The sequence below is a fragment of the Bradyrhizobium sp. JYMT SZCCT0180 genome, assembly GCF_018130165.1.
GTDB lineage: Bacteria > Pseudomonadota > Alphaproteobacteria > Rhizobiales > Xanthobacteraceae > Bradyrhizobium.
Genome location: NZ_JAFCLZ010000001.1, coordinates 244319 through 268340, shown reverse-complemented (window position 1 = coordinate 268340; position 24022 = coordinate 244319). Strand labels below are relative to the sequence as shown.

Genomic DNA, 24022 nt, shown 5'->3' with positions numbered 1-24022 from the left:
CCCACGCTTGACCTCGTGAGCCCCTGATGACCACCACGACTGCCCCCGAATCCCAGCCGTTCCAGGCCGAGGTCGCCGAACTTCTGCATCTGATGGTGCACTCGGTTTATTCGGAAACCGATATTTTCCTGCGCGAACTGATTTCGAATGCGTCCGACGCCTGCGACAAGCTGCGCTATGAGGCGATCGCCGCACCCGAGCTGATCACCGATGGCGCGCCTCCCGCGATCCGGATCGTGCCGAACAAGGCGGCGAACACCCTTGCCGTGGTCGACAGCGGTATCGGCATGGACCGGCAGGAACTGATCGACAATCTCGGCACCATCGCGCGCTCCGGCACCAAGTCGTTTCTGTCGCGCCTGACCGAGGCCAAGGATGGCGCCAACCTGATCGGCCAGTTCGGCGTCGGCTTCTATGCCGCCTTCATGGTCGCCGAGCGCATCGTCGTCACCAGCCGCCGCGCCGGTTCGGATCAGGTCTGGACCTGGTCGTCGTCGGGCGGCAGCGGATTTGAGATCGCGCCCGCGAGCGAGGAGGACGCCGCGCGCATCACGCGCGGCACCGAGATCGTGCTGCATCTGAAAGACAACGCGGAGAAATACCTCGAGACCTACGAGATCGAGCGCATCGTCCGCGCCTATTCCGACAACATCCAGTTTCCGATTGAGCTGGTGCCGGAGGAGGGCGAGCCGCGCCAGATCAATTCGGCCAGCGCGCTGTGGCAGCGGCCGAAATCGGAGTTGACGCCTGACGATTACAAGGGCGCCTATCAATCGATCGCCGGCGCGTTCGACGAGCCCGCGATGACCTTGCATTACCGCGCCGAGGGCCGCCAGTCCTATGCGGTGCTGCTGTTCGCGCCGTCGACGAAACCGTTCGACCTGTTCGACCAGGCGCGCAAGGGCAAGGTGAAGCTCTATGTCCGCCGCGTCTTCATTGCCGACGATGCTGATTTATTGCCGGCCTATTTGCGCTTCATCCGCGGCGTGATCGACAGCGAGGACCTGCCGCTCAATATCTCGCGAGAGATGCTGCAGAACAACCCGCAGCTAATGCAAATCCGTAAAGCCGTCACTACCCGCGTGATCACGGAACTGGAAAGCCTCGGCGAAAAGGAGCCGGAGGCGTTCGCGAAAATCTGGGATTCGTTCGGGCCCGTGATCAAGGAAGGCATCTGGGAAGATTTCGAGCGGCGGGAAAAGCTGCTGGGCCTGTCGCGCTTCACCACGACGTCGGGCGAGCAGCGTTCGCTCAAGCAGTACGTCGAAAACCTGAAACCGAACCAGACCGAGATCTATTACCTCACCGGCGACAGCATCGAGCGGCTGAAGTCGAACCCGAAACTCGAATCCGCCACAGCCCGCGGCATCGAGGTGTTGCTGCTGACCGATCCGGTCGATGCGTTCTGGACTTCGGCGCCGCTCGATTTCGGCGGCAAGCCGCTGAAATCGCTGAGCCAGGGCGATATCGATTTCGGTCTGATCCCGCTGCTGGACGACAAGGTGGACGACAAGAAGGAAGAGAGCACCACGGATGAGGCCGCGACCATCGCCGTCATCAAGGACACGCTCGGGGAACGTGTCTCCGACGTGCGGGCGTCGCAGCGGCTGACGTCGAGCGCATCCTGCCTGGTGGCCGGCGGCGACGGCCGCGACCGCCAGCTCGAACGGCTGCTGGCAATGCAGAACCAGGGGTCAGTGACCAAGCCGATCCTCGAGATCAATCTGCGCCATCCTTTGGTGGCGGCGATTGCCGGGGCCAAGGACGCAGCCGCGGATCTGTCGTTCCTGCTGCTGGAGCAGGCGCAGATCCTCGATGGCGAGTTGCCGGAAGACCCGGCGGCATTTGCGAGCAGACTCAATCAATTGGTACTGCGGGGCGTCAAACTGTAGCAGGGGCAAACCCGAATATGGGTTAGGCCGTATCTGTTAGACAGCTTCGGAAAACGGGGTAACTTGCATCGCAATGACCACGCCCGACGGCACCGACATATTTTACGGCGGCATTCCGGTCTTTCGCGGCTTCGACCGTCTGATGGATCCGGCGCTGTATTCGCCGTTGCCGGATGATTGGACCGTCGGTGTCGCCGACATCGTGGAATCGACCAAGGCGATCGCCAACCAGCGCTACAAGGCGGTCAACATGGCCGGCGCCGCTGTGATCGCCGCCGTGACCAATGCGCTGGATGGACGCGAGTTTCCGTTCGTGTTCGGCGGCGATGGCGCCAGCTTTGCGGTGGCGCCCGCCGATCTCGGCCGCGCGCGCGAGGCGCTGGCGGCGACAGCGACCTGGGTCAGCGAAGGCCTTGATCTTTCGATGCGGGTGGCGCTGGTGCCGGTGAAAGCAATCCGCGCGCAGGGCCTCGACATCAGAGTCGCGCGTTTCGGGCCGTCGCCCAATTTGTCCCTTGCGATGTTTTCCGGCGGCGGTCTCGGCTGGGCGGACGCGGCGATGAAGCGCGGCGAGTTCGCGGTCCCCGCAGCGCCGGCGGGCGAGCAGCCGGATTTGTCCGGCCTGTCATGCCGGTTCGAGGAAATTCCCTCCGCGCGCGGTCTCATTCTTTCGGTGCTGGTGGTGCCGGCAAAGGGCGCCGATCCGCGCGCATTCCGCAAAGCGATCGAAGACATCATCGATCTTGTCGAACGCAGCCCTGATGCCGGGCGGCCGGTGCCTTCAGGCGGACCCGATATCCGCTTTCCTCCGGCGGGCGTCGAATACGAGGCGCGTGCGGCGCGCGGCGGGTCGCTGTTGCGTCGGCGCAGTTCCGCGTTGGCCATCGCGCTGTGGGCCTATGTTGTGTTGCGCTTCGGCATCAAGGTCGGCAATTTCGTGCCGAAGACCTACATGCAGCAAGTGGTAGAGAATTCCGACTTCCGCAAATACGACGATGGATTGCGCATGATCCTCGATTGCACGCCGGAGCTCGAGCAGGCGCTGGCGCAACGGCTGGCCAAGGCGGCCTCAAACGGTGTCGTGCGCTATGGCTTGCACCGCCAGGACGCGGCGATGATGACCTGCTTCACGCCGTCAGTGATGCGCAGCGACCACGTTCACTTCATCGATGGCGCACGCGGCGGCTATGCTTCGGCGGCGACCGCCTTGAAGGCGATGGCGGCTTGAAGTATTTCATTCCTCATGGTGAGGAGGCGCACTTGCGCCGTCTCGAACCATGAGAGCCCCGATGCCGCCATCCTTCGAGACGCGGCGAAGCCGCCGCTCCTCAGGATGAGGATACTGGATGCTCACTTGCCCCAGCGCGTGAAGCGAATGAACAGCACGGTCGAGAGGCCGTACGCCACCATCGCGGCGCCGACGAGCGCGAACAGGGTCCAGGCCGGTGCGCCGGATGACGCCAGCCACCAGCCGCCGAGGCCGACCAGCAGCAGCCGGATGGTGCCGGCCATGACCGGGCCGCCGACCTTTGCTGCGCCCTGCGAGGCGAAGTAGAGGGCGAGGCCGGTGCCGAAGAAGCCGAAGGCCGGGCCGGCCCAGGCAAAGTAGGAAGAGGCGGCAGCCGTCACGCCGGGATCGTTGGTGAACAGCGAGATCCAGAGCGTCGGCTTGATCGCGACGACCAGGCCGATCAGTCCGACGGTCAGGCCTGCCGCGGCGGCCGCGGTCCAGGCCACCCGGCGCGCCCGCGCCACGAGGCCAGCGCCGACAGCCATGCCGACCATCGGCACCGAGGCGATGCCGAACGCAAATGCAATCGGGACCAGCAGGAATTCCAGCCGAGAACCCATGCCGTAACCGGCCAGCGTCTCCGTGCCGAGGCCGGCCACGATTTTGGTGAAGATCAGGATGGTCAGGACGGTTTGCAGCGGCGCCAGGCAGGAGATCGCGCCGACTTTGAGGATGTCGACGAACATGTCGCGCTCGAACCTGAAGGCGGCGAAATTCAGCTTCAGCCGGCTGCGGCCGCTGGCGAGATACCACGCCAGGAAAATCGCGCCCAGCGTGAAAGCGATGAGCTGGCCTGCGGCGACCCCGGGCATGCCGAGTTTCGGCAGGCCGAATAATCCAAGACCGAGGCCGCCGCCGACCGAAACCTGGAGGATCGCAACAAAGATCAGCACGATTGATGGGAGGCGCATATCGCCGGTGCCGCGCACCACCGAGGCCAGCGTGTTGACGAGCCAGATCGAGACCGCGCCCGAGAACAGCACGTGCGAATATTGCATGGCCTGCTCGAGCACGCCGCCGCGACCGCCAAGCAGCGAGTAGAATTGCCGGCCCAGCGTCAGCATGACTACGGTGAAGAACAATCCGGCGCAGGTGCCGATCATGGCCGCATGCAGCGCCAGCGTAGCGGCGCGCTCGCGGTTGCCGGCGCCGAGCGCGCGGCTGATGGCGGACGACACGCCGCCGCCCATCGCACCCGCCGACATCATCTGCGTCAGCATCACGAACGGAAACACCAGCGCGATCCCGGCCAGCGGCTCGGTGCCGAGCCGGCCGATATAGGAGGTTTCGGCGACCGCCACCAGCGCGGTGCCGACCATCGCGATCGCATTGGGAAGCGCGAGCTTCAGCAGCGTCGGCAGGATCGGAGAGATCAACAGGCTGTTGACCGGCGCGGTTGGTGCGGCCGCGGGGCGCAAATCAAGCTGGGCGTCGATCGTCATGCGTCACCGGTTTGTCGGCCAGAAGGGCAATATATTATGGCCAACATATTATCGGCAGGCGCATGCGCAAGCCACCCCGTCGCCGCGCAGGGGTCACCATGGCAGCCCGCATAGGTCGATGACGCCGTCGCGCGGAGCGCGGGTGAAGTCGAACACGAACGGGGCCATCGCCTCGAAACGAATGCGTCCTTCCGGCTGCTCGGCATAGACCTCGCCGGTGAATTTGTGCCACCCGCGGGCCTCGTAGAAGGCGAAATTATGCGGCTCGCAGAACAGAAGAGCAAACTTGATCGCTTCGTGGTCGCGCATGGTCTGGACCGCGGCGCCGAGCGCGAGGCCGGCAAGCCCTCGCCCCCGAAAGTCCTCGCGGGTCGCAACCCCGCCGATACCGCCGATATCGACCTTGCGCCCGTTCCAGGTGGCGGTGCGGAAAAAGATACCGACGTGGCAGGCAAGCCCGGGTTTTGGCGATTCGCCGTTAGAATCCTCCGGCGCCTCGATCAGCACGCGCAAATCGGCGTGGGCCCATTTGACGTGGCCCCAGGACAGTTTCTCGACCACATGCGTCGGCCAGACCGCATTCATCAGCGGTTCGACCCGCGGCCATGAAGCGTCCCCGTTCAGGACATCGATCTCGATACTCATCTTTTACCCCGCAATAGCCGCATGTCCCGTCATACGCTGGACGCGGAGCATCGTTACCGAAGAAGCCGCCCGCTTTGTCAAATTGCGGTGTTTAAGCGCGATGGAACCTTCTATAAGGGTTCCCGTTACACCACGTCTCCCATCATTTTCGGACATCACCCCATGACCTTCACGCTTCCTGACCTTCCCTATGCCCATGACGCCCTTGCCCCCTATATGTCCAAGGAAACGCTGGAATTCCACCACGACAAGCATCACCAGGCTTACGTGACCAACGGAAACAACGCGATCAAGGGGACCGAATTCGAAGGCAAGTCCCTCGAGGAGATCGTCAAGGCCTCGTTCGGCAAGAACCCGGCGGTGTTCAACAATGCCGGCCAGCACTACAACCATCTGCATTTCTGGAACTGGATGAAGCCGAATGGCGGCGGCAGCAAGCTGCCCGGCCGTTTGGAAAAGAAGATCACCGAGGATCTCGGCGGGCTCGACAAGTTCAAGACCGACTTCGCCGCCGCCGGCGTCGGCCAGTTCGGCTCCGGCTGGTGCTGGTTGTCGGTCAAGAACGGCAAGCTCGAAATCTCCAAGACCGCGAACGGCGAGAGCCCGCTGGTTCATGGCGCAACCCCGATTCTGGGCTGCGACGTCTGGGAGCACTCCTACTACATCGACTATCGCAACCGCCGCCCGGACTATTTGAAGGCGTTCGTCGATAATCTCGTGAACTGGGAATATGTCGACCAGCTGTTCGGCAAGGCTTCCTGATTGCTTTGTCATTCCGGGGCGCGCGATAGCGCGAACTATGATGTGCAATTGCACATCAGAGAATCCATAGGACCGCATATTCTGACGTGAAATGGATTCCGGGCTCAGCCCTGCGGGCTGCCCCGGAATGACAGCGAACCCATCGCAAGGGGCGGCAGTGCAAAACTGCCGCCCTTGTCTTTTGCCTCCCATGCATCCTTGCAGGCGTCGCGGGCTTGCGGCAAAAGCGCTGTTGCCGGGTGATTTCGCGATGTGGAAAATGCTGCGATGAGCTATTTGCTGGTCTTCGTCGGTGGCGGCCTTGGCGCATCGCTGCGCCATTTCATCAATCTCACCTGCGCCCGTTGCATCGGCACCGGATTTCCCTGGGGCACCTTCATCATCAACATCTCGGGGTCGACCGTGATGGGGCTGATCGCGGGCTATCTCGCCCTCAAGGGCGAGACCTCGCAGCCGTGGCGGCTGTTCCTGATGACGGGCATACTCGGCGGCTACACCACGTTTTCCGCGTTCTCGCTCGATACCGCCGTGCTCTATGAGCGGGGTGAGCTTGGCCTGGCGGCGGCTTACATTGTCGGCTCGGTGGTGCTGTCGATTGCCGGCCTGTTTGCCGGTCTCGCGCTGGTGCGCCACCTGACCTGAAAAGCCCGTGACAGCCTTGCATGGCCATGCCTGAGCGGCGCATGGATGTTTCAGTTGTTCCGTTTGCGTGAGGCCCCGGCCGGGACTAAGCAGGGTTGGACTTTTCACCTGTCTGATTCATTGCATTGTCAGAACCTCCTTTGAAACAGCCGGCGCCGGCCGACGACAGCCCGGAGGCCGAAGCGGTCCCGCGACGCAAGCGCAAGCCGGTCGGCTGGTCGATGATCTTCATCGCCGTGCTGGTCGCGGTCAGCGCCACGCTGGTCTATCGCCGCGACGGTATCGACGGCGTGCTCAAGATTCTCACCCATGATCTCTGGCTGTTCGGCGAGATCCTGCCGCGCGTATTGGCCGGCTGCCTGCTCGGCGCATTCATTACGGAAATCCTGCCGCACGAGAAAGTGTCGCGATCGCTCGGGCCGAACTCTGGCCTGAAGGGATTGCTGATTGGAACGGCATTCGGCGCCATCCTGCCGGGCGGGCCGTTCACGGCCTATCCGGTGGCGGCGGCGCTGCTCACGGTCGGCGCGGATTTCGGCGCCACCATCGCGATGGTGGTGAGCTGGACGCTGATCGGTTACGGCCGCGCGGTCGCCTGGGAATTGCCGATTCTCGGCACCGATTTCACGCTGTGGCGGATCGTGATCTCGCTGCCGATCCCGGTCCTGGCCGGCGCGCTCGGGCGCTTCGTCTATGTGCGGATGTATCCCAAGGGTGAGCCGTCATGAAGGGTAAGCCGTCATGACGATGAGCGCGCTCATCATCGACATCAGCCTGTGGGGCTCCGTACTCGTGCTTGGCATCATCGCGTTCCGGCGCGGCCGTGTCGTGGTGGTTTCGGCGGCGCGCGAGGGCGCGATGGATTTCATCAACATCGTGCCGCGGATCGCGCTGGGCGTGATCGGCTCCGGCTACATCGCCGCCGTCATTCCCCCCGAAATCATCACCGGCTGGCTGGGCCCGGATTCCGGCTGGCTCGGCGTGCTCACGGCCGTGATCGCAGGCGGACTGACGCCGGGAGGCCCGGTGGTCGGCTTTTCCATCGGCGCGGTGGCGCTGAAGGTCGGCGGCGGCTCGCCGCAAGTGATCGCCTATGTCGTCGCCTGGGCGCTGTTCGCCTTCCAGCGGCTGATCCTGTGGGAGATCCCGTTCATGCCGGCGCGTTTCGTCTGGTTCCGGGCCGCGGTCTCGGTGCCGTTTCCGTTCCTGGCGGCGGCCTTGGCGATGGCGATCGGGAAGCCGTGAGGCAGGGGGCTTCGGTGGACTCAGGTAATGTTATAATATAACATCCTTGGCATGGCTCACTCCCATTCCCATTCCGACGACCACCACCACCACGCCCATAGCCATGGTCATCCCCATCACCACGACCCGTCGACGCCGCATCCGGCGCAGCCGGCGCCGTGGTCGATCTTGCGGATGACGATGGCGGCGCGGCTTGGCGCGGCGCTGGCGGTCAGCGCCTGTCTGTGGGTGGTCGTGCTGGTGGCGATGAGGTGAGCATGGCGGCGCAGGCAAAAGCTCAGGTCAAATTCAGCAACGTCACGCTCGGCTATGATCGGCATCCGGCGGTGCACCACCTCAACCTCGAGGTCGCCGGGGGCGCGCTGGTCGCGGTGATCGGACCGAACGGCGCCGGCAAGTCGACGCTGTTTCGCGGCCTCGCCGGCATCCTTAAACCCCTGTCGGGCTCGATCGCGCTGGGCGGGCTCGACAGCAAGGATATCGCCTACCTGCCGCAGACCGCCGACATCGACCGCAGCTTTCCGATTTCGGTGTTCGATTTCGTCGGCACCGGACTGTGGCGCTCCACCGGCTTCTTCGGCGGCATGGGCAAGGCCGCGCGCGACAAGATTCGGTCGGCGCTTGCCGCCGTCGGTCTCAACGGTTTTGAGAACCGCCCGATCGGCACGCTGTCCGGCGGCCAGATGCAGCGCATGCTGTTCGCGCGCGTGCTGCTGCAGGACGCGCGCCTGATCGTGCTGGACGAACCGTTCAACGCCATCGACGCCAAGACCTCCGCGGACCTGGTTGCGCTGGTCAAGCGCTGGCATGGCGAAGGCCGCACCGTGCTGGCGGCGCTGCATGATCTCGACATGGTGCGCAACCATTTCCCCGAAACCCTGCTGCTGGCCCGTGGGCCGGTAGCATGGGGCGCGACCGCGCAGGTGTTGACGCCGGATAACCTGATGGTGGCGATGAAGATGTGCGAAGCCTTCGACGACCGGGCCGCGGCCTGCGCCGCCGATGCGCCGTCGCGGGCGGCCTAGCTCCAATGCTCCACGATGCGCTGATCGCGCCTTTCACCGAATTCGAGTTCATGCGCCGCGCGCTCGCGGCCGTGATCGCGCTGTCGCTTGGCGCAGCGCCGATCGGCGTGTTCCTGATGCTGCGGCGGATGAGTCTGGTCGGCGACGCCATGGCGCATGCGATCCTGCCCGGGGCCGCGATCGGCTTCCTGGTCTCCGGGCTCAACCTGTTCGCGATGACGACCGGCGGCCTGATCGCAGGCTTTACGGTCGCGATCCTCGCCGGCGTGGTCGCGCGCACCACCGAACTGAAGGAAGACGCCTCGCTGGCGACGTTCTATCTGGTGTCGCTGGCGCTCGGCGTCACCATCGTGTCCATCAAGGGCACCAATATCGACCTGCTGCACGTGCTGTTCGGCAACATCCTGGCGATGGACGACCAGACCCTGCTGGTGATCGCCTTCAACGCCACCATAACTTTGCTCGTGCTGGCGGTGATCTATCGCCCGCTGGTGATCGAATGCGTCGACCCGGTGTTCCTGCGCACGGTGAGCCGCGCCGGCGCGCCGGCGCATCTGGCGTTCCTGGCGCTGGTCGTGATCAACCTCGTCAACGGCTTTCACGCGCTCGGCACCTTGCTCGGCGTCGGGCTGATGATCCTGCCCGCGGGCATCGCGCGGTTCTGGTCGCGCGACATCACCGGCATGATCTGCATCGCGGTCGCGAGCGCCATGGTGTCGGGCTATGCCGGGCTGGTGCTGTCGTTCCAGACCAAAATTCCGTCAGGCCCCGCGGTCATTCTGGTCGCGGCGGGGATTTATGTGGTGTCCGTGCTGTTCGGCAATGTCAGCGGCCTGGTGAGACAGCTGTTCCCCGGCCGGCATCTCGAGGCGTAACGATGCAGCGTTTGTTCGGGTTCATGTGTCTGGTGCTGATCGCCACGGTCGTTCCGGCCAGCGCGCAGGAGCGCCTCAAGGTTGTCGCCAGCTTCTCCATCCTCGGCGATTTCGTCCGCAATGTCGGCGGCGACCGCGTCAGCGTCACGACACTGGTCGGTGCTGACGGCGATGCGCATGTCTACTCCCCGACGCCGGCGGATGCGAAAAAGATCGCCGATGCCAAGCTGATTTTCGTCAATGGCCTTGGCTTCGAGGGCTGGCTGCCACGGCTGCTGAAATCCGCAGGGAGCAAGGTTACCGTCGTGACGGCAACCGCCGGCATCGCGCCGCTCAAGTTCGGCTCGGACGCCGACCCGCACGCCTGGCAGTCCGTCGCCAATGCCAAAATTTATGTCGGCAATATCCGCGACGCGCTGGTGGCCGCCGATCCTGCCTCGGCCCAGGGTTTTCGCGCCAATGCGGAGGCCTATCTGGCGAAACTCGACGGTCTCGACCGCGAGGCGCGCGAAGCCGTCGCAAAAATCCCGCAAGCCCGCCGCAAGGTGATTTCGACCCATGGCGCTTTCGGCTATTTCGCCGCCGCTTACGGCGTCGAATTCATCGCGCCCGTCGGCGTATCCACGGAATCCGAGCCCAGCGCCCGCGATATCGCCGGTATTATCACCCAGATCCGGTCAGCCAAAATCCCGGCGGTTTTTCTGGAAAATGTGAGCGATCCGCGCCTGATCCGCCGGATATCGGCCGAGACCGGTGCCAGGATCGGCGGGACCCTCTATTCGGACAGTTTGACGGCCGAAAAGGGCGATGCCCCCACTTACATTGATATGGTCAGGCACAATATAAAGGCCCTGACCAGCGCGCTTGGCGAATAGGGCAGGGGCCTCCCTGCTGCTGCCGGCGCGCCCGAAATTCCGCCGGAGTTGTTATGCCTGAATCCTCGTCCTCCAAAATTCCTGTGACCGTGCTGACGGGCTATCTCGGCGCCGGCAAGACCACGCTGCTCAACCGCATCCTGTCGGAAAACCACGGCAAGAAATACGCCGTCATCGTCAACGAATTCGGCGAGATCGGCATCGACAACGACCTCATCATCGGCGCCGATGAAGAAGTGTTCGAGATGAACAATGGCTGCGTCTGCTGCACCGTGCGCGGCGACCTCGTGCGCATCCTCGATGGCCTGATGAAGCGCAAGGGCAAATTCGACGCCATCATCGTCGAGACCACCGGCTTGGCCGACCCGGCGCCGGTGGCGCAGACCTTCTTTGTCGACGAGGACGTGCAGAAGAACGCCCGGCTCGACGCGGTCGTCACCGTCGCCGACGCCAAATGGCTGAGCGACCGCTTGAAAGACGCCCCGGAAGCCAAGAACCAGATCGCCTTTGCCGACGTCATCGTGCTCAACAAGACCGACCTGGTTTCCAAAGCCGAACTCGCCGAAGTCGAGGCGCGAATCCGCGGCATCAACCCTTACGCCAAGCTGCACCGCACCGAGCGTTGCAAGGTGGCGCTGGCTGATGTGCTGGAGCGCGGCGCGTTCGATCTCGACCGCATTCTCGAAATCGAGCCGGAATTCCTCGATGCCGGCGATGGCCATGATCATCACCATGATCACGATCATCACCACGGCCATGACCATCATCATGATCACAGCCACAGCCATGGCGGGCTGAAGCATTATCATGACGAGGAGATGCAGTCGTTGTCGCTGCGCACCGACAAGCCGCTCGATGCCACCAAGTTCATGCCGTGGCTGCAGAACCTCGTCGCCTCCGAAGGACAGAAGATCCTGCGCTCGAAGGGCATCCTCGCCTTCAGCGACGATGACGACCGCTACGTGTTCCAGGGCGTGCACATGATGCTCGAGGGCGACCATCAGCGTAAATGGAAGGATGACGAACGGCGCGAGAGCCGGCTTGTCTTCATTGGTCGCGAATTGCCGGAGCAGATGATCCGCGACGGTTTTGAGAGCTGTATCACCACGTGATGAAACAGTTTGATCCGGGCGAAGGCGCCTCCATTGCTTCGATCACCGACAAGGTGCGGCCGCTTGCGGTCGGCATGCCGGTATCGTCGGTGCATTTTCTCGGCGAGACCGCGGTCTTCGTCGGCGCCGAGGAGAAGGCTGCCATCGTCGGCGCCGACGGCGAGATTTTACTTGTCGATATTCACGGCGGCGCGGTGCTGTGCGCGGCGTCCGACGGCGCGCGCATCGTTACCGGCGGCGACGACGGCAAGCTCGTCGCGCTCAACGCCAAGGGCGAGGTCGAGGTACTCGCGACCGACGCCAAGCGGCGCTGGATCGACAATGTCGCGCTGCATCCCGATGGCGCGGTGGCGTGGTCGGCCGGCAAGGTCTCGTATGTTCGCAGCAAGGGCGAGGAAAAATCATTCGACATGCCCTCCACCGTCGGCGGCCTGGCGTTCGCGCCAAAGGGCCTGCGGCTGGCGGTCGCGCATTACAACGGCGTGACGCTGTGGTTTCCCAACATGGCGGCGAAGCCTGAATTTCTGGAATGGGCCGGCTCGCATCTGTCCGTCACCTTCAGCCCGGACAACAAGTTTCTGGTGACCGGGATGCACGAGGCCGCGCTGCATGGCTGGCGGCTCGCCGACAACCGGCATATGCGCATGAGCGGCTATCCCGGCCGCGTCCGCTCGATGTCGTGGAGCGCCGGTGGCAAGGGGCTCGCAACCTCGGGCGCAGATACCGTGATCATCTGGCCGTTCGCCAGCAAGGACGGGCCGATGGGCAAGGAGCCGGCGATGCTGGCGCCGCTGCAGGCCCGCGTCTCCGCGGTCGCCTGTCATCCGAAACACGACATTTTGGCTGCGGGCTACAGCGACGGTTGCGTGCTGATGGTGCGGATCGAGGACGGCGCGGAAATTCTGGTGCGCCGGAGGGGCAACGCCGCGGTTTCCGCGTTGGCCTGGAGCCCCAAGGGATCGCTGCTCGCCTTCGGCACCGAAGACGGCGACGCCGGCATGGTGGAATTGTAGCTCTTTTTCTCCCTCGCCCCGCACTTCGCGGGGTCGAGACGAGCGAAGCTCGCTCTTAGTGGGTTGGGGTGAGGGGCTCTATCCACTCACGCCGGTGTCAATTGATAGACCGGTACCCCCTCACCCGGATTGCTTCGCAACATAGCCGAAGTTTCGCTTCGGCGTCCTTTCTAGGACGGCCGCCAACGGCGGCCTATGCCTCTCCCCGCAAGCGGGGCGAGGTGACCTGAACGCCAGCACCGTTCAATTCAAACCCATCAGCCTACTTCACTTTCTTCCCACCTTTGACGTAAGCCTCGATGTGGTCAAACGTCTTGCCGGCCGGTTCGAGGTTTTCGAAGGCCGAAGCGGCCTTGCTCATGTTTTCGGCGGTCTTGTCGCGATCCTTCGGGTCGGGTTTGAAGACGGCGAGCATGGTGAGTGCCGTCACATAATTTCCGAACGCCGCTTGCTCGGCCGCGAACAGGTTCTTCAGGCGAGGATCGTTCGCAAAAAAGCCGGTGAACGTCTTCTTGATGCCGTCGTCGGCTGATGCCAGTGACTGCAACGCCCAGAATGCGCTCGCCAATGTCAGCACGCGGAAGAATTTGGCGGGCTCGGTTTTGCACGCGTATTTGTCGCAGGCCATTTTGGCCATCACGTTGTCCCGGCCTTCCGCGGTCATGTTCGGCCCGAACTTGCTCTTCATGAATCCCATGCGGATGGCAATGCCGGCCATGTCGTCATCTGCGCTGGAGAAGTTGGCGAGGATTCTTTCAATGAAACTGGTGTCACCGGATGCCATATAGGCGCCAATCAAGAGGTCGTTGTCGGCGGCATTCGACGACGGCCGCACCACGGCAAGTTTAGCCGGTTGGTTCTTTTCGATTTTCTGCAGCGTGGCTGTGATCTGGTTTTCCTCGGCAAATTTCTGCGCGTCTTCCGTGAGGCCGGCGCCGTAGAGCGCCACGAGCTTCACCGATTTGACGTAGGAAGAGGCTTCAAGTTGCAGGATGCGCTGCTTTTCCGCGGGCGACGTGCTGAAGATCTGTGCCAGGAATCCAATCACCGCGCTGGGATCGGCGTTTGGGCCGGCGCGCATTTGCGACAATACGCTGTCGACGCAGGCGGGCAGCTTGGCGCGGTAATAGCCGGTCATGCAGTTCTGGTCGGCCGCCGCGGGCGAGCATTGTAGGCCAAGCAGTGCGACCGCGACGTAAAGCAATCTTTTCATGACAATTCTCGCAAAATCAGGCGAATCTATTCTATCTGGGACCGCACCGAGCGCCGCTGCCCGCAGCGAAGCGGCTCGTCGCTCGCACCGGACCCGGCGACCGTTAGTCGCCGGGACAGGCCAGATCGTTCAGCTTGTGATAGATTCGTCACCTCTCTCCCCTAGAAAACCGCCATGCGCTTTCTCACGACCTTCCAGATCGCCGATTTCCTCGACACCCTGGTCAGCCTGACCGCGGCGTTCGTTTTGGGCACCCTGATCGGTGCCGAGCGGCAATACCGGCAGCGGACCGCGGGCCTGCGCACCAATGTGCTGGTCGCCGTCGGCGCGGCTGCTTTCGTCGATCTGGCGATGCATCTGAAGTACGCCGAAGGCGCGGTACATGTGATCGCCTATGTCGTTTCGGGGATCGGCTTCCTCGGCGCCGGCGTCATCATGAAAGAGGGCATGAACGTCCGCGGCCTCAACACTGCGGCGACGCTCTGGGGATCGGCCGGGGTCGGAGCTTGCGCCGGCGCCGACATGGTGGCCCAGGCGGCGGCGCTGACCCTGTTCGTGGTCGCCGGCAACACCTTGCTGCGTCCGCTGGTGAACGCGATCAACCGCATTCCGATCGACGAACGTGCGTCCGAGGCGACTTACTACTTCAAGCTCGCGGTCAGTGCGGAGGCGTTGCCTGACATGCGCGACCATCTGGTCGAGCGGCTGGAGCATGCAAAATATCCGGTCGCTGAACTCAATGTGGTCGAGCATGGCGATGACTTGCTGGAGATCGTCGCCACGCTGGTCTCCACCGCGATCGATCCCAACGAATTGAATGCGGTCGCGGTCGATCTGCAGCGCCAGCCCGGCGTTCGCCACGCCACCTGGGAAGTCTCGACCAAGGACTAGTTTGATTCTTGCCCGGTTCCGCACGCTGCGGGTCGCGGAACAATGCGCTCTGACGGCCGTTGTCATCGTGAACAACCATGCGGTGAACGATATGTCTGCCGATCAGAACAAGCGCAGCTACCGGATTGATTTTCTCGTTGCGGCCGCGCTGGTCACCACGGGCCTCGTGATATCAGGCCTGTCGCTGGCCGAGTTGCGCGCGCGTGGTCCGCAGCAACTGGCGCAAGCGACCCAACCGCTGCAATCGTCGCCGGGCGCGGAAACCAGGCCGTCGGTGCCCGCGGAGACGACGACCGGCACCCGGCCGTCCAACGTGCCGCCCGAACCGGCGCGGCCTGATGTCGACGCGCAGAAGGCGGGCGCCCAGCCCGCGCTGCCGCCTGCACCGGCCGAGAAAACGGCCGAACCAATCAAGCAGAAGTAGTCTCTCGTCATTCCCCGATGCGCGATTGCGCATCTGAGGGCGCGCGTAGCGCGAACCTGGAATCCATCAGGCGGCGAGTTACGCAGATAAATGGATTCCGGGCCTGCGCCGAGTGGCGCATCCCGGAATGACGGAGACTGCTGACGTCGATTTGACTGACGCTGCCGGATTTACAGCCTCGCCTACATCCTCAAGCTGCCGCATACTCACGTCATCGCGCGACCGCGCCGACGACAGATGGGGCAGGCCATGAAGATCGACGATGTCAGACGAACCGCCTATTCGATGCCGCTGAACAACCCGTCCTTCCCGCCGGGGCCCTATCGGTTCTTCAACCGCGAATATTTCATCATCACCTACCGGACCGATCCGGACGTGCTTCGCGCGCTGGTGCCGGAGCCGCTCGAAGTCGTTGAACCCATCGTCAAATACGAATTTATCCGCATGCCCGACTCGACCGGCTTCGGCGACTACACCGAAACCGGCCAGGTGATCCCGGTCCGTCTCAACGGCGAGGAGGGCGCTTATACCCACGCCATGTACCTTGACGACGAAGGCCCGATCGCCGGCGGCCGCGAAATCTGGGGATTTCCCAAGAAGCTGGCGAAGCCGAAGATCGAAGTCGAGAGCGATGTGCTGGTCGGCTCGCTGCATTACGGCTCGGTGCTCTGCGCCTCCGCCACCATGGGTTACAAGCACCGTCCGGTCGATCATGACGCCGTGCTGAAAGGCATGAAGGCGCCGAACTTCATTCTCAAGATCATCCCGCATGTCGACGGCACGCCGCGGATCTGCGAACTGGTCCGCTTCCGGCTCGAGGACATCACGCTGAAGGAAGCATGGAGCGGTCCGGCCGCGCTTGGCCTGTTTCCCCACGCGCTTTGCGACGTCGCCCGGCTTCCGGTGCGCGAAGTGGTTTCCGCGCTGCATTTCAAGGCTGATCTGACGCTGGGGTTGGGGAAGGTGGCGTTCGATTATCTGGCGAAGTGACGGTCGTCACCAACCCGGAATGACGAAGACGCTCTACTGCGCGCCCTTCAGCGTGCAGGAGGTCGAGCAGGTCGTCATCACGCCGCGCTGGCAGGAGATGCACACGTTAATGCACTGCTTCAGGTCCTTGGGATTGTAGGAGCTGTAGAGCTTGCGGGCGCAGTTATCGATCGAGCCGGTGATGTCGTTGTTGTTGTCAGGTTTGCACCCGGCCAAAACGACCGCCGATAGCATGATTGCAAGTAGGGCACGCATGTCCATCGCTCCACCGAAGACGCCGCTGCGAAGAGACGCAGAACGGCTCAAGGTCCTCGTAAAAGAGGTACCTTTCAGGATTGCGCGATTTTATTAAGCGAGCGTTACGGTGGCTGGAGGCCCCTGATGCTGCGTCGCATCAGGGGTGGAACCATACCTATCGCACCAGAATGTTGCGGAACTGCCAGGGATCGGAGGTATCGATGTCTTCCGGGAACAGGCCCGGCCGGTCCGTCAGTGGGGTCCAGTCGGTGTAGTACCCCTTTACCGGCCCGAGGTAGGGCATCTGGATTTCCAGCAGACGATCGAAATCCATCTCGTCGGCTTCGACGATGCCTTGGTTCGGGTTTTCCAGCGCCCACACCATGCCGCCGAGCACGGCGGAGGTCACCTGCAGGCCGGTGGCGTTCTGATAGGGCGCGAGTTTGCGGGTCTCTTCGATGGAGAGCTGCGAGCCGTACCAGTAGGCATTGTTGTCATGGCCGAACAGCAGCACGCCGAGTTCGTCGATGCCATCGACGATTTCGTTCTCATCAAGGATGTGGTGCTTCTCCTGCATCTTCGCCGCGCGGCCGAACATTTCATGCAGCGACAGCACGGCATCGTCAGCCGGATGATAGGCATAGTGGCAGGTCGGCCGATAGATCGCCGTGCCAGATGCGTCACGCACCGTGAAGTAATCGGAGATCGAGATCGACTCGTTGTGGGTGACGAGGAAGCCATACTGCGCGCCGCGGGTCGGGCACCAGGTGCGCACGCGCGTGTTGGCGCCGGGCTGCATCAGATAGATGGCGGCGCCGCAGCCCGCTTCGTGGGTACGCGCGTTCTCGGGCATCCATTTTTCATGGGTGCCCCAGCCGAGTTCGGACGGCTGCACGCCTTCCGACAGGAAACCTTCCACCGACCAGGTGTTGACGAAGACGTCAGGCTCTTTCGGCGACTTGGAGCGCTGGGTGTCGCGTTCGGCGATGTGGATGCCCTTGATGCCGGCCTGCCGCATCAAATCAGCCCATTCGGCCTTGGTCTTCGGCTTGGGGGCATTGAGCTTCAGGTCAGCGGCGACATTGAGCAGCGCCTGCTTGACGAAAAACGAGACCATGCCGGGATTGGCGCCACAGCAGGAGACGGCCGTCGTCGAGCCCGCCGGGCGCGCCTTCTTGGCGGCCAGCGTCGCTTCGCGAAGCGCGTAGTTGGAGCGCGCTTCCGGGCCCTTCGACGAATCGAAATAGAAGCCGAGCCAGGGCTCGTTGACCGTGTCGATATAAAGAGCGCCAAGTTCGTTGCAGAGCTCCATGATGTCGGTGGAGCCGGTGTCGACCGACAGATTGACGCAAAAACCCTGGCCGCCGCCTTCAGTGAGCAGCGGGGTGAGCAATTCGCGATAATTGTCTTTCGTCACGCCCTGCTGGATGAATTTTACATTGTGCTTCTCGCAATGCGCCTTGCGGCCCTCGTCCTTGGGATCGAGCACGGTGATGCGCGACTTGTCGTAATCGAGATGCCGCTCGATCATCGGCAGCGTGCCTTTGCCGATGGAGCCGAAGCCGACCATGACGATGGGACCGGTGATCTTCGCGTAGATCTGCGAGGCGGGGCTCATGGGATGGTTTCTCCGGAAAGTCTGGCAAACAAAAGGTAAGGGGTGGATCAGGCGCTGCGGCGCTTGGCGGTCACTTCGATCTCGATCTTCATCTCGGGCTTGTAGAGCCCTGCGACCACCAGAAGCGTGGCGGCCGGGCGGATGTCGCCGAGAACTTCGCCGCAGACTGCGAAATGGGCATCCGCATCCCTGAGGTCGGTGATGTAGTAGGTCGCGCGGACGATGTCGGCCATCGCGAAGCCGCCTTCCTTCAAGGCGGCCTCGATGGTCTTGAAGCAGTTCCGTGACTGGCTCGTGACATCGTCAGGCATCGTCATGGTGGTGTAGTCATAGCCGGTGGTGCCGGCGACAAAGGCGAAATCGCCGTCGATCACGGCGCGGCTGTAGCCGGCGGTCTTCTCGAACGGCGAACCGGTGGATATGAGACGGCGGGGCATCGGAACCTCGATTTGCGGCCTGATCCGAAAATTGCTGATTTGGCGCGGTTTAAGGGCTTTTCGCCGGACCGCGCAACCCCTCTGATGCGACGGCTCAGGCCGCGTGCGGCACGGCTTGCAACGCCTTCTTCGCGCGCGATGCCCTTGCCTTGGACATTGGCGCGCCGGACGCCGAGATCATGCCCCAGGCACCGTCGAGCGCGCCCCCGCGCAGCTCGAGGCCGAGCAGGCGGTCGCGCTCGAACGGGCCCGGCAGCGACAGCTCGCCGGTCTTTTCGGCCGAGAAGCCGAACCTGACGTAATAGGGCGCGTCGCCGAGCAGGATCACCGCGCGATGGCCACGCGCCGTCGCCGCCGCGAGCGCGTGGTCCATCAGCGCGGCCCCGACGCCGAGCTTGCGGGAGGATTCCTCAACCGCCAGCGGGCCGAGCATGAGCGCCGGGATGCCCCCGGCGCTGACGTGCCACAACCGGACGGTGCCCACGAGCTTCCCTCGTGCCACGGCCGACAAGGCAAGGCCTTCGGCGGGCGCACGTTCGTCACGCAGGCGCTGGCAGGTGCGGGTATGGCGGTTTGCGCCAAAGCAGGCATCCAGCAGCGCTTCACGCGCAACGACGTCCGAAGCCCGTTCCGCACGGATCGCGAACGGAGCGGCATTCGGGGTGAGGGCAACAGTGGTCTTCCGCAAAGCAGTCATGGCACGTCAGTCCTCACTCCAACGGCAGATCACGCCGCGGAGCGTTGTCTCGAAAACTTGGATGTCTGGAAAAAGCCGGCGCACCGGCTTCCGCTCTATCACTCCCTCTCCCGCGCTTGCGGGGGAGGGTGGGGTGGGGGTGCTTCCGCGATTCGCACTCTTCGATGGGAGAGAGCCCCCACCCGGCGCTTCGCGCCGACCTCCCCCGCAAGCGGGAGAGGTGAAGGACAGCGCAGCGCCTCGCTACGTCAGATGTGGTAGGTCCGCAGCGGCGGGATGCCGTTGAACGCCACCGACGAGTAGGTCGACGTATAGGCGCCGGTGCCTTCGATCAGCAGCTTGTCGCCGATCTCGAGCGTAACCGGGAGCGGATACGGCAGCTTCTCGTACAGCACGTCGGCGCTGTCGCAGGTCGGGCCTGCGAGCACGCACGGCGTCATTTCCGCACCGTCATGCGGGGTGCGGATGGCGTAACGGATCGACTCGTCCATCGTCTCGGCGAGACCGCCGAACTTGCCGATGTCGAGATACACCCAGCGCACCTCGTCCTCGTCGCTCTTCTTGGAGATCAGAACGACTTCGGTCTCGATGATGCCGGCATTGCCGACCATGCCGCGTCCCGGCTCGATGATGGTTTCCGGGATCTGGTTGCCAAAATGCTTGCGCAGCGCGCGGAAGATCGACCGACCATATTGCAGGACCGGAGGAACGTCCTTGAGGTACTTGGTCGGGAAGCCGCCGCCCATGTTGACCATGGACAGGTTGATCCCGCGCTCGGCGCAGTCACGGAACACCGACGAGGCCATCGACAGGGCACGGTCCCACGCCTTCACCTTGCGCTGCTGCGAGCCGACATGGAACGAGATGCCGCACGGCTCCAGGCCCAGACGCTTGGCGAGGTCGAGCACGTCGACCGCCATCTCCGGATCGCAGCCGAACTTGCGCGACAGCGGCCATTCGGCGCCGGCGCAATCATAGAGGATGCGGCAGAACACCTTGGCGCCGGGCGCAGCACGGGCGACCTTCTCGACTTCGGCGGCGCAGTCGACCGCGAACAGGCGAATGCCGAGCGCGAAGGCACGCGCGATGTCGCGCTCCTTCTTGATCGTGTTGCCATAGGAGACGCGGTCCGGCGTCGCACCGGCAGCCAGCGCCATTTCGATCTCGGCCACCGTTGCGGTGTCGAAGCACGAGCCCATCGAGGCCAGCAGCGCCAGCACTTCCGGCGACGGGTTTGCCTTCACCGCGTAGAACACGCGGCTGTCCGGCAACGCCTTCGCGAAGGTCTGGTAATTGTCGCGCACGACTTCGAGGTCGACCACGAGGCACGGCTCGGTGTCCTGGCCCTCGCTGCGGCGGTTGCGCAGGAATTCCTGAATACGTTCGGTCATAGCACCCTCCAAACGGCCCAGCGACGGGACGCGTTCAAATGTGAATCTCGGCCATAAGTGCTTCGGCGCAGTCGCACGATGGAGACGCGACTAGGCCTTGGACTCAGACCGAATAGTGCTGCCGTGGATTGGTTGGGAATTTCCCGCCCGCACACCTGGCAATGAAGGACAAGCCTTTTCAGTAGCCCGCGCCGGCGTTGGAATGCCGGTAGAGACCAAAAAAGCCCGATCCGTCGTTGCTTTAAGTCGCGTCCCCCGTTGAGAGCGGGGTGCGCCGGTTCGCCTCCGGCTGCCAGTCACGGTTGCAAAGGATGCAGAGACCTTCAACGGCATCTCTTGAGAGAGATGCTGGCCGCTTATGAAGCGACCCTCGGTTCTTCATCCCTTGGCGGCTGTCCGGCCTCTTGTCCGGATACCTACCGACTGACACACGACCACAGGCACGTGCGAAATTGGGCAAGGCTGGAAATAAGACTTTTGAATCCGCTTCGCAACATTTTTTTTAGGCTGTGGGCAAATTTCCCTAACGCGTGCTTACAGCAGCGCGCTCAGCGCGTCGCTTGACGTCGCCGGCGCGTCGCTTGACGTCGCTCAGCGCGCGCTGGCGGCGTCAAACATGAACAGCCGTTAAGATTTGTCGGGGAAATTACGGAGCGTGTCGTGAGAAGTGGAATCGCGAAAGCGCCTGTGCCGCAGCGCTTTCTTGAGCAGCTTCCTGGCTCAGCGCGTCAGCTGCGTTTCCAGAACGGCTCGATGCGCTGAGCTTGGCGGATGAAGCCGACCATGATCACGACGCCGATGCCGAACATCACCGCCTGCAGGATGTGCGCGCCGGTGTCGGAGAGTCCGAGCAGGATCGCGAGCGCCCAGCCGCCGGCGAACGCCGCGCCGAACACCTCGGCGCCGATCAGGATCGCCGCCGAGATGACGGTGATGACGCTCGGCCAGATGATCTCGCTCTTGGCGCCGGAAGAAGGCTGCATGCTCATGGAAACGGGTCCTGTTGGGTGGGCGCAATCTCTCCGAAAAGGCCCCCACTATCAAGCTTAAAAGGCCCAAAAATGCCGTATCGCGTGATATAGATTGACGCATCATTCAGAGCGTTTTCGAGCCGAAGTGGATAACCGGTTCGCGGTAGGAAAACGCGTCAAAAACAAGGCTGGGGCCCGAAGCGGCTTCAGCGCGAAAGCGGGATTTGTGATGTCGGAAACCCAGCAAAATGCAGCCCCTCCGGAAGCCCCGGTAAATCCGCTGCTCCGGCCGTGGCAGACGCCGTTCGAGACGCCGCCCTTTGCCGAAATTCTCCCGGAGCACTTCCTGCCGGCCTTCGAGCAGGCCTTTGCCGATCACGCCGCCGAGGTCGCCGCCATCACCCACGATCCCGCGGCGCCGGACTTCGCCAACACGGTTACGGCACTGGAGCGCTCCGGCAAGCTGCTCTCCAAGGTCTCCGCCGTGTTCTACGACCTGGTGTCGGCGCACTCCAATCCGGCGATCCTGGAGATCGACAAGGAAGTGTCGCCCAGGATGGCGCGGCACTGGAATCCGATCATGATGAACGCGGTGCTGTTCGGGCGCATCGCCATGCTCCACCACAACCGCGCCGCGCTCGGCCTGACCGGAGAGGAGATCCGGCTGCTGGAGCGCACCTACACCAACTTCCACCGCGCTGGTGCCGGCCTCGACGAAGCCGCCAAGGCGCGCCGGGCCGAGATCAACGAGCGGCTGGCCGAACTTGGCACCTCGTTCAGCCATCATCTGCTCGGCGATGAGCAGGACTGGTTCATGGAGCTCGGCGAGGACGACCGCGGCGGGCTACCCGAAGCCTTCGTCGCCGCCGCCAAGGCCGCCGCCGAGGCGCGCGGGATGCCCGGCAAGGCGATCGTGACGCTGTCGCGCTCTTCCGTGGAGCCGTTCCTGAAGAGCTCCGACCGGCGTGACCTGCGCGAGAAGGTCTTCCGTGCCTTCACCGCCCGCGGCGACAACGGCAACGCCAACGACAACAACGCCACCGTGGTGGAGATCCTGGGGCTCCGCGAGGAGGCCGCCAAGATCATGGGTTACCCGACCTATGCCGCCTACCGCCTGGAAGATTCCATGGCCAAGACGCCCGAGGCGGTGCGCAGCCTCCTGGAGCGGGTCTGGAAGCCGGCGCGGGCCCGGGCGCTCGCCGACCGCGACGCGCTGCAGGCCATGATCGCGGAAGAGGGCGGCAATTTCGCGCTGGCGCCGTGGGACTGGCGCTACTACGCCGAAAAGCTGCGTCAGGTCCGCGCCAATTTCGACGACGCCGCGATCAAGCCGTATCTGGTGCTCGACCACATGATCGAGGCCGCCTTCGACTGCGCCACCCGCCTGTTCGGCGTCACGTTCTCGGAGCGCAAGGATATCCCGGTCTGGCACCCGGACGTTCGGGTCTGGGAGGTCAAGGGCGCCGACGGCAAGCACAAGGCGCTGTTCTATGGCGACTACTTCGCCCGGCCGTCCAAGCGCTCCGGCGCCTGGATGACCTCGCTGCGCGACCAGCAGAAGCTCGACGGCGCGATCGCCCCGCTGGTGATCAATGTCTGCAATTTCGCCAAGGGCGCCGACGGCGAGCCGTCGCTGCTGTCGCCTGATGACGCGCGGACCCTGTTCCACGAGTTCGGCCACGGCCTGCACGGCATGCTGTCCAACGTGAACTATCCCTCGCTGTCGGGCACGTCCGTGTTCACCGACTTCGTCGAACTGCCCTCGCAGCTCTACGAGCACTGGCAGGAGCAGCCGCAGGTGCTGCGGCAGTTCGCAAAACACTACCAGACCGGCGAGCCGCTGCCGGACGAACTGCTCACCCGCTTCCTGGCCGCGCGCAAATTCAACCAGGGCTTTGCCACCGTGGAGTTCGTCTCCTCGGCGCTGATCGACCTCGAATTCCACACCCAGCCGGCATCAGCCAGCCGCGACGTCGGCGCGTTCGAGAAGGCGGAGCTGGAGAAAATCGGCATGCCCGCCGAGATCGCGCTGCGCCACCGGCCCACCCAGTTCGGCCACATCTTCTCCGGCGACCATTATGCGTCGGGCTATTACAGCTACATGTGGTCGGAGGTGATGGACGCCGACGCGTTCGGCGCCTTCGAGGAGGCCGGCGACATCTTCGATCCCGCCACCGCCAGGCGCCTGCACGACGACATCTATTCGTCCGGCGGCTCGCGCGACCCCGAGGATGCCTATGTCGCGTTCCGCGGCAGGGAGCCGGAGCCCGACGCGCTGCTGCGCCGCCGGGGCTTGCTCGAAACGCCAGAGGCGGCGTGAGCCCCACTTCGTCC

25 protein-coding genes are annotated in these 24022 nt (G+C 63.7%); 16 read left to right on the top strand and 9 right to left on the bottom strand.

All coding sequences use genetic code 11. The annotated features are described in order from the left end of the window. Positions 1 to 23: 23 nt before the first annotated feature. Positions 24 to 1892, top strand: coding sequence for a molecular chaperone HtpG (gene htpG / locus JQ641_RS01260; protein ID WP_211994269.1), 1869 nt, complete (start codon positions 24 to 26; stop codon positions 1890 to 1892). Between the two features lie 73 nt (positions 1893 to 1965). Then, positions 1966 to 3120: a DUF3095 domain-containing protein gene (locus tag JQ641_RS01255; RefSeq protein ID WP_211994037.1), complete on the top strand. Its 1155-nt coding sequence runs from the start codon at positions 1966 to 1968 to the stop codon at positions 3118 to 3120. A gap of 122 nt (positions 3121 to 3242) precedes the next feature. Here JQ641_RS01255 and JQ641_RS01250 read toward each other — a convergent pair whose 3' ends face one another. Together JQ641_RS01250 and JQ641_RS01245 are read right to left on the bottom strand one after the other, a co-directional pair. Continuing rightward, entirely contained in the window at positions 3243 to 4625 is a 1383-nt protein-coding gene (locus JQ641_RS01250) for an MATE family efflux transporter (protein WP_211994036.1), read from the bottom strand. A 93-nt stretch (positions 4626 to 4718) separates the two neighbouring features. Continuing rightward, on the bottom strand, positions 4719 to 5270 hold the full coding sequence (locus tag JQ641_RS01245; protein WP_211994035.1) for a GNAT family N-acetyltransferase: 552 nt from the start codon (positions 5268 to 5270) through the stop codon (positions 4719 to 4721). Between the two features lie 162 nt (positions 5271 to 5432). Between JQ641_RS01245 and JQ641_RS01240 the strand changes: the two genes are divergently transcribed. The 10 genes from JQ641_RS01240 to JQ641_RS01195 all read left to right on the top strand — a co-directional run bounded on the left by JQ641_RS01240 (position 5433) and on the right by JQ641_RS01195 (position 12819). Next, the gene (locus JQ641_RS01240) at positions 5433 to 6032 is read left to right on the top strand and encodes a superoxide dismutase (RefSeq protein WP_192738198.1); all 600 of its coding nucleotides are present in this window, start codon (positions 5433 to 5435) and stop codon (positions 6030 to 6032) included. Positions 6033 to 6299: 267 nt separating this feature from the next. Further along, positions 6300 to 6674: a fluoride efflux transporter CrcB gene (gene crcB / locus JQ641_RS01235; RefSeq protein WP_211994034.1), complete on the top strand. Its 375-nt coding sequence runs from the start codon at positions 6300 to 6302 to the stop codon at positions 6672 to 6674. 125 nt (positions 6675 to 6799) lie between these two features. After that, positions 6800 to 7402: a permease gene (locus JQ641_RS01230; RefSeq protein ID WP_211994033.1), complete on the top strand. Its 603-nt coding sequence runs from the start codon at positions 6800 to 6802 to the stop codon at positions 7400 to 7402. A gap of 19 nt (positions 7403 to 7421) precedes the next feature. Continuing rightward, a complete protein-coding gene (locus tag JQ641_RS01225; RefSeq protein ID WP_211994268.1) occupies positions 7422 to 7919 on the top strand; it encodes a hypothetical protein in 498 nt (165 codons plus the stop codon). A gap of 51 nt (positions 7920 to 7970) precedes the next feature. After that, entirely contained in the window at positions 7971 to 8174 is a 204-nt protein-coding gene (locus JQ641_RS01220; RefSeq protein WP_211994032.1) for a hypothetical protein, read from the top strand. A gap of 2 nt (positions 8175 to 8176) precedes the next feature. Then, positions 8177 to 8944, top strand: coding sequence for a metal ABC transporter ATP-binding protein (locus JQ641_RS01215; protein WP_211994031.1), 768 nt, complete (start codon positions 8177 to 8179; stop codon positions 8942 to 8944). Between the two features lie 5 nt (positions 8945 to 8949). Then, a complete protein-coding gene (locus JQ641_RS01210; RefSeq protein WP_211994028.1) occupies positions 8950 to 9819 on the top strand; it encodes a metal ABC transporter permease in 870 nt (289 codons plus the stop codon). 2 nt (positions 9820 to 9821) lie between these two features. Then, the gene (locus JQ641_RS01205; RefSeq protein ID WP_211994020.1) at positions 9822 to 10694 is read left to right on the top strand and encodes a metal ABC transporter substrate-binding protein; all 873 of its coding nucleotides are present in this window, start codon (positions 9822 to 9824) and stop codon (positions 10692 to 10694) included. Positions 10695 to 10747: 53 nt separating this feature from the next. Further along, positions 10748 to 11806: a CobW family GTP-binding protein gene (locus tag JQ641_RS01200; protein ID WP_211994018.1), complete on the top strand. Its 1059-nt coding sequence runs from the start codon at positions 10748 to 10750 to the stop codon at positions 11804 to 11806. Further along, positions 11806 to 12819, top strand: a complete 1014-nt coding sequence (locus tag JQ641_RS01195) for a WD40 repeat domain-containing protein (RefSeq protein ID WP_211994016.1) — start codon at positions 11806 to 11808, stop codon at positions 12817 to 12819. Before JQ641_RS01200 ends, JQ641_RS01195 begins: the two co-directional genes overlap by 1 nt. Positions 12820 to 13081: 262 nt before the next feature. On the opposite strand, the gene JQ641_RS01190 is transcribed toward JQ641_RS01195, so the two are convergent. Next, a complete protein-coding gene (locus tag JQ641_RS01190) occupies positions 13082 to 14032 on the bottom strand; it encodes a hypothetical protein (protein ID WP_211994014.1) in 951 nt (316 codons plus the stop codon). Positions 14033 to 14206: 174 nt separating this feature from the next. Here JQ641_RS01190 and JQ641_RS01185 point away from each other — a divergent pair, with 174 nt between their 5' ends. The 3 genes from JQ641_RS01185 (at position 14207) to JQ641_RS01175 (ending at position 16337) form a co-directional block, all read left to right on the top strand. Then, positions 14207 to 14923, top strand: a complete 717-nt coding sequence (locus tag JQ641_RS01185) for an MgtC/SapB family protein (RefSeq protein WP_211994011.1) — start codon at positions 14207 to 14209, stop codon at positions 14921 to 14923. A gap of 91 nt (positions 14924 to 15014) precedes the next feature. Next, on the top strand, positions 15015 to 15347 hold the full coding sequence (locus JQ641_RS01180; protein WP_211994009.1) for a hypothetical protein: 333 nt from the start codon (positions 15015 to 15017) through the stop codon (positions 15345 to 15347). A 249-nt stretch (positions 15348 to 15596) separates the two neighbouring features. Further along, a complete protein-coding gene (locus tag JQ641_RS01175; RefSeq protein ID WP_211994007.1) occupies positions 15597 to 16337 on the top strand; it encodes an acetoacetate decarboxylase in 741 nt (246 codons plus the stop codon). A gap of 33 nt (positions 16338 to 16370) precedes the next feature. Here JQ641_RS01175 and JQ641_RS01170 read toward each other — a convergent pair whose 3' ends face one another. The 6 genes from JQ641_RS01170 to JQ641_RS01145 form a co-directional block, all read right to left on the bottom strand. Beyond that, a complete protein-coding gene (locus tag JQ641_RS01170) occupies positions 16371 to 16592 on the bottom strand; it encodes a hypothetical protein (RefSeq protein ID WP_211994005.1) in 222 nt (73 codons plus the stop codon). A 157-nt stretch (positions 16593 to 16749) separates the two neighbouring features. Further along, positions 16750 to 18192, bottom strand: coding sequence for a homospermidine synthase (locus tag JQ641_RS01165; RefSeq protein ID WP_211994002.1), 1443 nt, complete (start codon positions 18190 to 18192; stop codon positions 16750 to 16752). A gap of 47 nt (positions 18193 to 18239) precedes the next feature. Next, entirely contained in the window at positions 18240 to 18629 is a 390-nt protein-coding gene (locus JQ641_RS01160; protein WP_211993997.1) for a RidA family protein, read from the bottom strand. Between the two features lie 94 nt (positions 18630 to 18723). After that, the gene (locus JQ641_RS01155; protein ID WP_211993996.1) at positions 18724 to 19326 is read right to left on the bottom strand and encodes a GNAT family N-acetyltransferase; all 603 of its coding nucleotides are present in this window, start codon (positions 19324 to 19326) and stop codon (positions 18724 to 18726) included. Between the two features lie 248 nt (positions 19327 to 19574). Beyond that, a complete protein-coding gene (locus JQ641_RS01150; protein ID WP_211993995.1) occupies positions 19575 to 20717 on the bottom strand; it encodes a type III PLP-dependent enzyme in 1143 nt (380 codons plus the stop codon). Between the two features lie 728 nt (positions 20718 to 21445). Beyond that, positions 21446 to 21706 (bottom strand): hypothetical protein, encoded by a 261-nt coding sequence (locus JQ641_RS01145; protein ID WP_192738178.1) that lies wholly within the window; start codon positions 21704 to 21706, stop codon positions 21446 to 21448. Between the two features lie 211 nt (positions 21707 to 21917). Here JQ641_RS01145 and JQ641_RS01140 point away from each other — a divergent pair, with 211 nt between their 5' ends. Then, positions 21918 to 24008 (top strand): M3 family metallopeptidase, encoded by a 2091-nt coding sequence (locus JQ641_RS01140; RefSeq protein WP_211993993.1) that lies wholly within the window; start codon positions 21918 to 21920, stop codon positions 24006 to 24008. The last annotated feature ends 14 nt before the right edge of the window (positions 24009 to 24022 follow it).